The sequence below is a fragment of the Streptomyces sp. 71268 genome (assembly GCF_029392895.1).
Classification (GTDB): domain Bacteria; phylum Actinomycetota; class Actinomycetes; order Streptomycetales; family Streptomycetaceae; genus Streptomyces.
In genome coordinates this window covers 1,644,416-1,656,915 of sequence record NZ_CP114200.1, presented here as the reverse complement: position 1 = coordinate 1,656,915, position 12,500 = coordinate 1,644,416, and the positions used below count along the sequence as shown (strand labels likewise).

At 73.3% G+C, this 12,500-nt stretch carries 13 protein-coding genes; 4 read left to right on the top strand and 9 right to left on the bottom strand.

Translation table 11 applies throughout. The features are described 5' to 3' along the window. Positions 1–7 precede the first annotated feature (7 nt). From OYE22_RS06010 to OYE22_RS05995, 4 genes are all read right to left on the bottom strand, one after another. Positions 8–715, bottom strand: coding sequence for a phosphoadenylyl-sulfate reductase (locus OYE22_RS06010; protein WP_277319440.1), 708 nt, complete (start codon positions 713–715; stop codon positions 8–10). Continuing rightward, positions 702–902, bottom strand: coding sequence for a hypothetical protein (locus tag OYE22_RS06005; RefSeq protein ID WP_277319439.1), 201 nt, complete (start codon positions 900–902; stop codon positions 702–704). The genes OYE22_RS06010 and OYE22_RS06005 overlap by 14 nt, the downstream gene beginning before the upstream one ends. After that, a complete protein-coding gene (locus tag OYE22_RS06000) occupies positions 899–2,617 on the bottom strand; it encodes a nitrite/sulfite reductase (RefSeq protein ID WP_277319438.1) in 1,719 nt (572 codons plus the stop codon). Before OYE22_RS06000 ends, OYE22_RS06005 begins: the two co-directional genes overlap by 4 nt. A gap of 522 nt (positions 2,618–3,139) precedes the next feature. Next, positions 3,140–3,790 carry a GNAT family N-acetyltransferase gene (locus OYE22_RS05995; RefSeq protein ID WP_277319437.1) on the bottom strand — a complete coding sequence of 217 codons (651 nt, stop codon included), beginning with the start codon at positions 3,788–3,790 and terminating at the stop codon, positions 3,140–3,142. Between the two features lie 90 nt (positions 3,791–3,880). Between OYE22_RS05995 and OYE22_RS05990 the strand changes: the two genes are divergently transcribed. Next, on the top strand, positions 3,881–5,272 hold the full coding sequence (locus OYE22_RS05990) for a YhjD/YihY/BrkB family envelope integrity protein (RefSeq protein WP_277319436.1): 1,392 nt from the start codon (positions 3,881–3,883) through the stop codon (positions 5,270–5,272). A 9-nt stretch (positions 5,273–5,281) separates the two neighbouring features. Here the strand turns inward: OYE22_RS05990 and OYE22_RS05985 are convergent, their stop codons facing one another. The 3 genes from OYE22_RS05985 to OYE22_RS05975 all read right to left on the bottom strand — a co-directional run bounded on the left by OYE22_RS05985 (position 5,282) and on the right by OYE22_RS05975 (position 6,413). Beyond that, a complete protein-coding gene (locus tag OYE22_RS05985) occupies positions 5,282–5,632 on the bottom strand; it encodes a metalloregulator ArsR/SmtB family transcription factor (RefSeq protein WP_277319435.1) in 351 nt (116 codons plus the stop codon). 158 nt (positions 5,633–5,790) lie between these two features. Then, entirely contained in the window at positions 5,791–6,165 is a 375-nt protein-coding gene (locus OYE22_RS05980) for an ATP-binding protein (RefSeq protein WP_277324003.1), read from the bottom strand. A gap of 65 nt (positions 6,166–6,230) precedes the next feature. Then, positions 6,231–6,413 carry a hypothetical protein gene (locus tag OYE22_RS05975; RefSeq protein ID WP_277324438.1) on the bottom strand — a complete coding sequence of 61 codons (183 nt, stop codon included), beginning with the start codon at positions 6,411–6,413 and terminating at the stop codon, positions 6,231–6,233. A 500-nt stretch (positions 6,414–6,913) separates the two neighbouring features. Here OYE22_RS05975 and rsgA point away from each other — a divergent pair, with 500 nt between their 5' ends. Next, positions 6,914–8,086 (top strand): ribosome small subunit-dependent GTPase A, encoded by a 1,173-nt coding sequence (gene rsgA / locus OYE22_RS05970; protein WP_277319434.1) that lies wholly within the window; start codon positions 6,914–6,916, stop codon positions 8,084–8,086. Positions 8,087–8,462: 376 nt separating this feature from the next. Beyond that, positions 8,463–9,917: an NAD(P)/FAD-dependent oxidoreductase gene (locus tag OYE22_RS05965; RefSeq protein WP_277319433.1), complete on the top strand. Its 1,455-nt coding sequence runs from the start codon at positions 8,463–8,465 to the stop codon at positions 9,915–9,917. A 313-nt stretch (positions 9,918–10,230) separates the two neighbouring features. Here the strand turns inward: OYE22_RS05965 and OYE22_RS05960 are convergent, their stop codons facing one another. Continuing rightward, a complete protein-coding gene (locus OYE22_RS05960) occupies positions 10,231–10,434 on the bottom strand; it encodes a cold-shock protein (protein WP_277319432.1) in 204 nt (67 codons plus the stop codon). A 266-nt stretch (positions 10,435–10,700) separates the two neighbouring features. Further along, positions 10,701–11,567 (bottom strand): helix-turn-helix domain-containing protein, encoded by an 867-nt coding sequence (locus tag OYE22_RS05955; protein ID WP_277319431.1) that lies wholly within the window; start codon positions 11,565–11,567, stop codon positions 10,701–10,703. A gap of 76 nt (positions 11,568–11,643) precedes the next feature. On the opposite strand from OYE22_RS05955, the gene OYE22_RS05950 reads away from it, so the two are divergent. Next, a complete protein-coding gene (locus OYE22_RS05950; protein WP_277319430.1) occupies positions 11,644–12,492 on the top strand; it encodes an alpha/beta hydrolase in 849 nt (282 codons plus the stop codon). The last annotated feature ends 8 nt before the right edge of the window (positions 12,493–12,500 follow it).

Below are 12,500 nucleotides of genomic sequence, written 5' to 3'. Positions count from 1 at the left end.
TCCGTCATCAGCCGTGCAGCCCGCATTCCGTCTTGCCGCGCCCCGCCCAGCGCCCGGCCCGCGCGTCCTCGCCCGCGAGCACCCGCCGGGTGCAGGGGGCGCAGCCGACGGACGCGTAACCGTCCATCAGCAGCGGGTTGGTGAGGACGCCGTGCTCGGTGACGTAGGCGTCCACGTCCTCCTGCGTCCAGCGGGCTATCGGCGACAGCTTCACCTTGCCGCGCCGCGCGTCCCAGCCCACCACCGGCGTGCCGGCGCGGGTCGGGGACTCGTCGCGGCGCAGGCCCGTCGCCCACGCGTCGTAGCCGGCGAGCCCCTCCTCAAGGGGGGCCACCTTGCGCAGCGCGCAGCACAGGTCCGGGTCGCGGTCGTGCAGACGCGGGCCGTACTCGGCGTCCTGCTCGGCCACCGACTGACGGGGCGTCAGCGTGATCAGGTTGACGTCCATCACCGCCCCCACCGCGTCCCGGGTGCCGATGGTCTCGGGGAAGTGGTAGCCGGTGTCGAGGAAGACCACGTCCACGCCGGGCCGTACGCGCGCCGCCAGGTGTGCCACCACGGCGTCCTCCATCGAGGAGGTCACGCAGAAGCGCGCACCGAACGTCTCGACGCCCCAGCGCAGGATCTCCAGCGCCGACGCGTCCTCCAGTTCGCGGCCCGCCCGCTCGGCCAACTCCTGTAGCGCGCCCGCCGTGCGGTGCTCAGTCGTCGTCATGACGACCACCCCTCTCGCCGGTCCCGGCGTCATCGCGCCGCAGACCGGCAGCTAGCAGTCCTAGGAACGACAGTCGGAACGCACGGTTGCAGGAGGCACATTCCCAGGCGCCGTGGCCCTCCTCGGACGGACGGAGGTCCTCCTCGCCGCAGTACGGACAGTAGAATGGCGCGGTCCGCTCGCTCACGACAGGTCTCCTTCGGCCGCGCGGCCGACCCACTGGGCGAACCGCTCCCCCTCGGTCCGCTGGTCCTGGAACCGGGTCAGCAACCGCTCGACGTAGTCCGGGAGTTCGGCCGAGGTGACCTTGAGGCCGCGGACCTTGCGACCGAACCCGGCCTCGAGCCCGAGCGCGCCGCCGAGGTGCACCTGATAGCCCTCGACCTGGTTGCCGTCGCCGTCCGTGACCAACTGGCCCTTGAGCCCGATGTCGGCGACCTGGATGCGGGCGCAGGCGTTGGGGCAGCCGTTGATGTTGATGGTGAGCGGCTCGTCGAAGTCGGGCAGGCGCCGCTCCAACTCGTCGATCAGGGCCGCGCCGCGCGCCTTGGTCTCGACGATGGCCAGCTTGCAGAACTCGATGCCGGTGCACGCCATGGTGCCGCGCCGGAACGTCGACGGGTTCACCTGGAGCTCCAGCGCCTCCAGGCCCGCGACCAGCGAGTCCACCCGGTCCGACGCCACGTCGAGGATGATCATTTTCTGCTCGGCGGTGGTCCGCAGGCGCCCCGAGCCGTGCTCCTGCGCCAGCTCGGAGATCTTCGTGAGCGTCGCACCGTCCACGCGGCCCACCCGCGGCGCGAAACCGACGTAGTACCGGCCGTCCCGCTGCCGGTGCACGCCCACGTGGTCGCGCCAGCGCTCGACGGGCTGCTCGGGCCCGGGCCCGTCGGTGAGCTTGCGCTTGAGGTACTCGTCCTCAAGCACCTGCCGGAACTTCTCCGCGCCCCAGTCGGCCAACAGGTACTTCAGCCGGGCGCGGTTGCGCAGCCGGCGGTAGCCGTAGTCGCGGAAGATGGAGATGACGCCGCCGAAGACGTCCGGCACCTCCTCCAGCGGGACCCAGGCGCCCAGCCGCACGCCGAGCTTGGGGTTGGTGGACAGCCCGCCGCCCACCCACACGTCGAAGCCGGGCCCGTGCTCGGGGTGGCGGACGCCGACGAACGCGACGTCGTTGATCTCGTGCACCACGTCGAGCAGCGGCGAGCCGGAGACCGCGGTCTTGAACTTGCGCGGCAGGTTCGAGTACGCCGGGTCGCCGATGTACCGGCGGTGGATCTCGTCGATGGCCCAACTGCCGTCGATGATCTCGTCCTCGGCGATGCCGGCGACCGGGGAGCCGAGGATGGTACGCGGGGTGTCGCCGCACGCCTCGGTGGACGACAGTCCGACGGCCTCAAGGCGGCGCCAGATCTCGGGCACGTCCTCGATCCTGATCCAGTGGAACTGGATGTTCTGCCGGTCGGTGATGTCCGCGGTGCCACGCGCGAACTCCTGCGATATCTCGCCGATCACCCGCAGTTGCTCGGTCGTCAGCCGCCCGCCGTCGATGCGCACCCGCATCATGAAGTAGCTGTCGTCCAGCTCCTCCGGCTCCAGGACGGCGGTCTTGCCGCCGTCGATGCCAGGCTTGCGCTGGGTGTACAGGCCCCACCAGCGCATCCGGCCGCGCAGATCGGCCGGGTCGATGGTGTCGAAACCGGTCTTGGAGTAAATCGTCTCAATGCGTGTCCGCACATTGAGACCGTTGTCGTCCTTCTTGACCTGCTCGTTGCCGTTGAGCGGAGTGAAGTGCCCCATGGCCCACTGGCCCTCGCCACGGTGGCGACCTGCCTTGCGGCGGGGCGCGGCGGCGGGGGCGCCCGGGGCCGGAGACTGCGGGCGTTCCGAATTGGCGGCCATGGCGATATGTCCTTCGGGGCGGCTTGAGGCCGTGCGGGACGGCGTGCGGCGAGCGTGGCGGATGGCGACGTGACTGAGCGCGGGCATGGGCTCAGCCAGGGGGAAAGCGGGGCTGCGCTGAAACTCTCGGCTGCGCGGTAGGGCGCCGCAACCTAGCGGGCTGGGCCGGCGGTACCTCGCCGATCCGCGCGCGAGCGGGCGCGTGGCGGCCCGTGACGGGCCGGGGCGGGGTGTCGTGAGATCAACGGAAGACGCACGTCCGCGGCGGCGAGGACGGCGAAAACGCGGTGGTGCTGTGCTGTCAGCCCGCCGAACAGATGGCGCTGGACATGCGTCCGAGGTCGACGTGTCGTCGACTCACCAAGGCGATTCCAGCTCTAGACATGACGGAAGCCTGGCACGGGCCTTTGTTGACCGTCCAGCATTGTCCATTATGTGGGCGATGGAGTCTCGCCAAGTGGGATACTGTGGGGTCGCTCACACGAGTGAACGGGGTTCGCTTCGCGCCCCCACGGACTCGCCTTAGGCGCTGGTGGGAGCCGTGTACGCGCCGGGCCACGGCCCCGGATTGACCGGCTCCGGCTCCTCGTCGGTCGTCGTCCGGTAGACGCTGAAGCCGCGCTTTTGGTAGTTGCCGAGCGCGTGCTCCCCGTCCTTGGAGCAGGTGTGCAACCACACCCGTCGGGTGGCGGGCAGATCCGGCCACCGCTCGCCGAGGTCCCACGCCCGCTGAACCCCGACCGACAGCAGGTGCCCGCCGATGCGCCGCCCCCGAAAGGCCGGCAGCAGCCCGAAGTAGGCGATCTCCACGGAGCCCGGGGAGGCGGAAGAACCGGAAGAGTCGGAGGAGCCGGCGGAGCCGGAAGAGCCGGCGGAACCTTCCGCGTTCGCCGCCAACTCGACGTACCCGGCCGGCGTGCCGTGCTCGTACGCCACCCAGGTCTCCACGCCGGGGCGGGCCAGCGCCCGCCGCCACTGTTCGTACGTCCACGCCAGCCGGTCGATCCAGGCGATGTCCCCGCCGACGGAGGCGTACAGGAAGCGGCTGAACTCGGGGCTCGGCACCTCGGCGCGCGTGATCCGCACCCCGGCGTCGGGGGGCGGCGGGGACGCGGGGGAGAGGTCGGTGGGAGCGGTCTGTTCCAGATACCAGGTGGTCACGGTGGTGGTCATGCCGGCAGCCAACCACGCGGCCCCGCCCCGCCGGCGATCGGCCCAGGTCATCCGGCAGGCCAGGGTCGAAAGGACAGATACGGTGAGAAGGTGCAGCCAGCGAACGAAACCCCCAGTCGACCGACCGGTCGACTGCACAGGGCACGCGCCCTGTCGCAGCATGTGTCCAAGCGCAAGATGGCGTGGCTGCTCCTGAAGGACACCGTCAACTCCTGCATGGAATACCGGGTCACCGGCCTCGCGGCCGAGGCGGCGTTCTTCACGCTGCTCTCGCTGCCGCCGCTGCTGCTCGGCCTCATCGGGCTGCTCGGTTACCTCGACGCCTGGACCAACACCGAAACCGTCGCGACCATACGGGACAACATCCTCGACGCCTCGGGCACCGTCCTCTCCGACAAGGGCGTGAGCGACATCGCCCGGCCCCTGCTCGACGACGTCATCGAGGGCGGCAGACCCGACGTGATCTCGCTCGGCTTCGCCATCGCCCTGTGGTCCGGCTCGCGCGCGGTGAACGTCTTCGTCGACACCATCACGATCATGTACGGGCTCGAAGGCCACCGCGGCATCGTCAAGACGCGACTGCTGGCCTTCCTGCTCTACCTGGTCGCCCTGCTCGTGGGGGCGGTGGCGCTGCCGCTGATGGTGGTCGGGCCCGACGCGGTGGTGCAGATCTTCCCGCGCAGCGCGGACACCGTACGCGTCCTGTACTGGCCCGTGGTCATCCTGCTCTCCGTCGCCTTCCTCACCACGCTCTACCACGTCTCGGTGCCCGTGCGCTCGCCCTGGCGGGAGGACATCCCGGGCGCGCTGATCGCCCTGACCATGTGGGTACTCGGCAGCTTCCTGCTCCGCATCTACCTGACCCAGACGGTCGAGGGCCCCACCATCTACGGCTCCCTCGCGGCGCCGGTGGCGGTGCTGCTGTGGATCGGAGTGTCCGCGTTCGCGGTCCTGGTCGGCGCCGCGGTCAACGCCTCCCTCGACCGGGTCTGGCCCTCGGTCGCCACGGCGGCGGCCCGCGAGGAGCGCGAGCGCGAGCGGCGCCGGGCGGCGGCCCGCGCCTACGCCGAGGCGGCGGCCATGGCGGGCGACGGCGACGGGGACGGGGCGGACGCCGAGCCGCCGTCGGAGTTCCCCGAGCGCTGGGCCCAGTTCCTGCCCCCCGAGGACGTCAGGTCGCGACTGCACGCCTGGCGCGAGCGCACCCAGGAGGGCGACACCGCGCGCCAGCGGCCCACCGCACGCCCGGACGAGGCCGCGCGCGAGGCGGCGAGGCCGCCTCGGGACCCCGAGCACGCACCGGCCCCGGCGCCCGACCCGCACTACCCGCCCCGCCCCAGCTACCCGCCGGGCCCCTTCCCCCCGAGCGCGTACGGCTCGGGCGAGGGCCCCCGGCCCGCGGACGCCGAGTCGCGGGGCCCCGCCCCGGAGCGAGGCCGCCCGACGGGTTCGGTGCGCGGCCGACACCGCGCCGGGCCGTAGAGCGGTTGCTCAGGGAGGCGGCTCGGCTTGGCCCGTCGCGGCCTGGAGGTCGGCGAGCAGTTCGGCCTGGTTGGCGAGGACGCCGGTGAGGATGGTGCGGGCCGTCGCCAGCAGTTCGGCGACGCGGGGGCTGGTCAGCGCGTAGTAGACGGTCGAGCCCTCCCTGCGGGGCGCGACCAGGTTCGCCCGCCGCAACACGGCGAGCTGCTGCGACAGGTGCGCGGGCCCGACCCCCACCTCGGGCAGCAGCTCGGCGACCGCGTGCTCACGCTGGCTCAGCAGCTCCAGCACGCGGATGCGGACCGGGTGCCCGAGCGTCTTGAAGAACTCGGCCTTGAGTTGGTACAGCGGCGTGCTCATCGAACCGGCCTCCCATTCCGCCCGCGCTCGCCCGCCCACCGATGCCGGGGCCGCACGAGCCCCACGCGACGCATCCGCCCAACATTCCTCAGCATGCGGCCATCCTCACCCGCGCGGGCCCGGGAGATCGACCCGGGCCCGGCCCCACCGGCCACGGGTCACAGGGGCAGGGTGACCCAGATGCTCTTGCCGCCGCCGTCGGCGTCCTGCCGTACGCCCGCCGTGCCGGCCAGTTCGAGCGTGAGCTGCACGACGGTGGCGAGCCCACTGCCGCCGCCGGTCATCGCGCCGTACAGCGGCGGCTGGTACGGGTGGCGGTCGTGCACCCCGAAGGCGAAGGTGTCCCGGCTCGCCCCGTACATGATGGTGATCTGGGCGGAGAGCGCGGAGGCGTGCCGGACGCTGTTGGTCACCAGCTCGCTCAGGATCAGCAGGGCCGGGTCGGTGACCGGGTGTCGCACGGCGGCGCTGATGCCCCATTCGGCCAGCGCCAGCTCGGCCGTCTCGCGGGCCACCCGCACGGCGGACGGCATCGTGGGCAGGGTCAACAGGTGCTGGTAGGGCAGGGCGGCGAGTTCGGTCAGCCCGGCGAGTCCGATCACGGCCACTCCGCGCGCCGTGAGCCGGCCACCGACAGCGGGGACCGGGGCACCTCCGTCGCGGTCCGCGACTCCCGCACGGGCAGCGGCCCCGCCCGCAACAGCTCCGGTACGCGTGTCCGCGCGGGGCGGCCCAGCACGCGGAAGGACTCGGCCTTCGCCTGGTACAGCGGAACCGACACGACCCCTCGACCTCGACTTCCCCGCACTCCGGCCGGGCCGGGTGCGCCCGGCCACGGGCCGGACGACGGCCGGCGCGGCGACAGGCTGCTGAGCGCGGGCGCCCCTGCGCGCCGCCCGCACACCATCCAACGAATTGCGAAGTTTCGCAATTCACCGAATCGGTCAATCCGCTTTCGCGACCGACGCTCGCGACCGACACCCGCGACCACCGGCGACCACCCGCCAAACGGCCCACGAAAGGTCCCACGTGACGGCCCGTGAAAAAGCGGTGGCCGGGCCGCGCGGTCCGGGGCTAGAGTGCTCGCTGTTCCCCTTCGGCGGCAGCAAGCCGCCGAAGTCAGACCGTGTGTGACAAGGAGGTGTCGACCGATGGCTGTCGTTGCGCTGGGCGCTGCCCGCTTCCGCGAGTTCATCAAGTCCACCTCCGTGGTCCCCGGCTGATCCTCTCTTCACCGCGCGTCGTCGCGCCCGGCCGGGGACCCTCCCGAAGGGTCACCCAGTGTCATCCTCTTCCTCTCGCTCCTCCCTTTCTTCTTCTCTTCTCTCCACCGGTTCCGCTGATTCCGCTGGTTCATCCGGTTCCTCCGCCGCGCACCCGCTCGCCCCGTACGGCTGGGACGCGGACTGGGAGGCCGAGTTCGCCCCGTACGCCGCGCAGGGGCTGGTGCCCGGGCGCCTGGTGCGGGTCGACCGTGGTCAGTGCGACAGCGTCACCCCGTACGGCGTGGTCCGCGCGGACACCGAGTACGTCACGCCGCACGACCCGCTGCGGGTGGTGTGCACGGGCGACTGGGTCGCGCTCGACCCCGAGGGCCGCGACCCGCGGTACGTGCGGACGCTGCTGCCGCGCCGTACCGCCTTCGTGCGCTCCACCTCGTCACAGCGGTCCGAGGGCCAGATCCTGGCCGCCAACGTCGACCACGCCCTGATCGCCGTCTCGCTCGCGGTCGAACTCGACCTCGGGCGGGTGGAACGGTTCCTGGCCCTGGCCTGGGAGAGCGGGGCGACGCCGCTGGTCGTGCTGACCAAGGCGGACCTGGTGGACGACGCGGCCACGCTCGGCCACCTGGTCGCCGACTGTGAGAACACCGCGCCCGGCGTGCAGGTCATCGCGGTCAGCGCGACCACCGGCGACGGCTTGGACATCCTCGCCGCCTCGCTCGCCGGTGGCACGGCCGTCCTGCTCGGCCAGTCCGGCGCCGGCAAGTCCACGCTGGCCAACGCGCTCGTCGGCGACGAGGCCCAGGAGGTCCAGGCCACCCGGGACATGGACGGCAAGGGCCGGCACACCACCACCACCCGCAACCTGCTCGCACTGCCCTGGGGCGGGGTGCTCATCGACACCCCCGGGCTGCGCGGCGTCGGGCTGTGGGACGCGGAGGACGGCGTGGCCCGCGTGTTCTCCGAGATCGAGGCGCTGGCCGGGGAGTGCAGGTTCCACGACTGCGCCCACCAGGCGGAGCCGCACTGCGCGGTCCTCGCCGCCGTCGAGGACGGCTCGCTCCAGCAGCGCCGGCTGGACAGCTACCGCAAGCTGCTGCGTGAGAACGAGCGCATCGCCGCCCGCACCGACGCCCGGATGCGGGCCGAGATGCGGCGCGAATGGAAGCAACGGCAGGCGCTCGGCCGGCACATGATCGAACGCAAGCGGGGCGTGCAGCGCAAGCCGTAACCCGCCGGGCGTCCGGCGCCACGGGGTCGGGCCCGCCCGGGCCCGGCCCCCGCGCGCCACGCCCCGGGGCCCGCCCGACCGGGTCGCCCCGGCCCGGCGTACGCCCGGCCGGGCGCCCGACACCGCGACCCGTTGCCCGTTCCGCTCCGCCGGGTGGCTCGCCCCGGGCGCCGGGGTAAGGATGGAGCCTTGCGGAGGGCGCGACCCGGGCCAGCCGACAGCGGATCGACCAGCTCGCACCGAGCCGCGCCGAACCCGCGCCGGACCGGGCCGCGTCGCCGATGGCGTGACCGTGGCCGAGGCCCCGGTCGACGCCGTAGCCGAGCCGTTGCCGAGGACCGTGGGGTCCCCGTCGCCACAGAGAGAGCGGGTTGTGATGGACGCCGCCATGGATACGTACGACGTCATCGTCCTGGGCGCCGGCCCGGTCGGCGAGAACCTGGCCGACCGGGCGCACGCGCAGGGTCTGTCCGCCGTCGTCGTGGAGAGCGAACTGATCGGTGGCGAGTGCTCGTACTGGGCCTGCATGCCCAGCAAGGCACTGCTGCGCCCGGTGCTCGCGCGGGCCGACGCCCGGCGCACGCCGGGCCTGCGGCAGGCCGTGACCGGGCCGCTGGACGCGCCGGCCGTGCTGGCCCACCGCGACGCGTTCGCCTCGCACTGGAAGGACGACGGCCAGGCCCAGTGGCTGGACTCGGCGGGCATCGACCTGGTGCGCGGCCACGGGCGCCTCAACGGACCCCGGCGGGTCACGGTGACCGAGCCGGACGGCCGACAGCGCACGCTCACCGCGCGCCACGCCGTCGCGGTCTGCACCGGCAGCCGCGCCGCCCTGCCCGACCTGCCGGGTCTCGCCGACGCGCGGCCGTGGACGAGCCGCGAGGCCACCAGCGCCGCCAGCGTCCCGGGGCGGCTCGCCGTGGTGGGCGGCGGCGTCGTGGCCGTCGAGATGGCCACCGCCTGGCGGGCGCTCGGCGCCGAGGTGACCCTGCTGGTCCGTGGCCAGGGCCTGCTGCCCCGGATGGAGCCGTTCGCCGGCGAACTGGTCGCCGCAGCGCTCACCGAGGCCGGCGTGGACCTCCGCACCGGCACGTCGGTGACGGAGGTACGGCGCCCCGACCCGACCGGACCCGTCACGCTCACCCTCTCCGGCGACGGGGCGAACGCGGGCGGCACCCTCGAAGCGGACGAGGTCCTCTTCGCCACCGGCCGGGCACCGCGCACCGACGACATCGGCCTGGAGACGGTCGGACTGACCCCCGGCGCGTGGCTCGACGTGGACGACACCTGTCAGGTGCGGGACGTGGCGGGCGGCTGGCTGTACGCGGTGGGCGACGCCAACCACCGGGCGCTCCTCACCCACCAGGGCAAGTACCAGGCGCGCGTCGCGGGCGCCGTCATCGCCGCCCGGGCGCAGGGCCTGCCGCTCCTGGAGACCGACCCGTGGGGCGCGCACGCCGCCACCGCCGACCGCGCGGGCGCCCCGCAGGTGGTGTTCACCGACCCCGAGGTGGCGGCGGTCGGCCTGACCGCCGCCGAGGCGGAGCGCGCGGGCCGCCGGGTACGCGTCATCGACCAGGACCTGGGCCAGGTGGCGGGCGCCAGCCTGTACGTGGACGGCTACCGCGGCCAGGCCCGCATCGTCGTCGACCTGGACCGCGACCACCTGATCGGCGCCACCTTCGCCGGCCCCGCCGTCGGCGAACTCCTGCACTCCGCGACCCTGGCCGTGGTGGCCGAGATCCCCATCGACCGCCTCTGGCACGCGGTGCCGGCCTATCCGACGATCAGTGAGGTGTGGTTGCGGTTGTTGGAGGCGTACCGGGGTTAGGGACGGCGCCGCCCCAACTGGTGAAGGGGGCGGAGCGCGTGGTGGTGGCGGGGCGCGGCGCGCCCCACGGGATGGGGAGGGGCGGCTTCCCGGGAACTACCCTGTGCCCGCGTACGAACGCGGAACAGGGCCGCGCGGCACAGTGTGCCGCACGGCCCTGATCAGGTGCCGCCCACGACCCGGCCGTCAGTCTCCGAGACGTGGTAGTCGAAAGACGTCGTCGTCGGAAGATGGGCCCCGCTGGCGCGGTGCCCCGTCGGGCGGCCGGGTCTGCCCGGGGCGGTCGTACGGCTCCGGGCGTGGGCGAGGGTCGTCAGGCGACGTTGATGTTCTCGGCCTGCGGGCCCTTCTGGCCCTGGGTGACGTCGAACGTCACGGCCTGGCCTTCCTGGAGCTCGCGGAAGCCCGTGGCGTTGATCGCGGAGTAGTGCGCGAACACGTCGGGGCCGCCGCCGTCCTGGGCGATGAAGCCGAAGCCCTTTTCAGCGTTGAACCACTTCACAGTTCCTGTAGCCATGTCTCATGCCTTCCAGCCGATGTGCGTCTCCCCGCGAGGTGCGGGGGACGGAGGTGATCGCCCTGGTTCCTGCGGCACAACACAGCAGAACGCCCACGCCAAGGACGTGGGCGAAGGGGTACTTCCGAACCATGACAGCTTGAGCAGACGCTACACGGATGCACCCGCTGTCACCAGAGGTATCCGCATCCGTGTCACCCTGACAGCCCGATCGGGGCCCGCAGGGCGGGTACGGCGGACGCCGCCCGCGCGTCGGTCGGCGCTGTTCAGCGTCGCTGTTCCGGGCCCCTTCGAACCGGCGGTCCGGTCGGCCAGGCGCGGGCGTCCACCGTCAGGAACGGCTCGTCCACCACGGCCGCCGGCGTGGCGCCGGTGAAGGCCCTGACGTCCCGGTGCAGGTGGGACTGGTCGCAGTAACCGCTGTCCGCCGCCACGCGGGCCGCGCCGTGCCCCGCGACCATGCGGTGCACCGCGTGGTCGAAGCGGACCAGCTTCGCGGCGTGCTTGGGCGCCATGCCCAGGTGCGCCTGGAAGCGGGACCACAGGCGCTTGCGGCTCCAGCCGAGCTCGGCCGCCAGGCCGTCGACGCGGACGCGACCGCCGCTGGTGAGGATCTGGTCCCAGGCCCAGGCCACCGCCGGGTCCGCCGGCGGTCGCGCCGCGCACCGGCGGGCGAGCAGCGCGTCGATCAGCGCGAAACGGTCCCGCCACGAGGGGCTCTCGCCCAGTCGCTCGCGCAACCGTGCCACCTGCCCGCCCCACAGCTCGTCGAGCGGTATCGCCGTACCGGTCAGATCGGCCGGGCAAACGCCCAGCACCCGGCGCGCGAGCACGGGGGACAGCCGGACCTGTACGCACTCGACGTGCTCGCCCCACGCCCGGACCCCGCCCCCGGAGCCGAACCCGGGCCCGGCGACGAGGCTTCCCCGGTGGTGCCGCCCGGTGCCGTCGGCCACGGTGGGCGCGCCCGTGCCGAACTCCAGGACGAGCATCACGGCCGGATGCGGGACCACTCGCAGGCCGCCGGCCGCCAGGTTCGGGACCCGGAACCCGGCCATGTCAGCCCCGGCCACCCGGCTCGGGCGCGACGGGCGGGCGACGTCCCAGGCGGCGGGCTCGCCCCGGTCAGCCATGGTGGCCCGCGGCGGCGGTGGCCGGAGGGAACATTCGTCCAAGCCGGCGGCGCGTACCGGAGGTGACAGTGGGCGCATGACGCCATCCGACGAACACCCCGAGGCGCGTGGCGGCGCCGGCGCCGGCGCCGGCTCGACCCTCCGCCTGGAACACGGCGACGTCCACGTCCGGCGGGACGGCCCCCGTGACGCCCCCGCGCTCCTGCTGGTCCACGGTTCCGCCACCTCCGGCCGCTCGTGGGGCGCGCTGGTGCCGCTGCTGGCCGCTTCCCATCACGTCATCCGCGTCGACCTGCTGGGGCACGGCCGCTCGGCCGCGCCGGTCGACGACCGTGGCTACGAGACCCCCGAGCAGGCGCGCACGCTCGGCACGGCGCTGGACCGGCTCGGCGTCGAGCACGTCGTGGCCGTCGGCCACTCCAGCGGCGGCTACGCCGTCACCGCTCTCGCCGAGCAACGGAGCGACCTGGTGACCGCGCTCGCGCTCATCAACACCGGCCCCAGCATGGACGCCTTCATCGCACCGCGGACCACCGTGCTCGACCCCGCGCGCTGGCCACCGACCGACGAGCGGATACGCCAGTTCGCGAGCACGGGTTTCCGCGAGGGCTACGACGTTCCGCGAGAACTCATCGAGGAGCTGCGGGGCATGACCTACCAGGCGGTGACCGCGGCGGCCCGGGCGGCCAGCGCCTATCTGGGCCAGCGGGCGCTGCCGGCGCGGCTGACGGCCGTCGGCAAGCCACTGCAGGTGATCTTCGGCGACCAGGACCGCAGGTGGCGCCCCTCGTCCGCGGCGGACTACCGCGCCGTCCCGGGAGCGCGGGTCGATGTGCTGACGGGTGCCGGACACACGCCCATTCTGGAGGAGCCGTCACGGACGGCGGCACTCCTCCTGGCCTTCGCCGCGCTCCATGCCACGTGAGCCCGGCC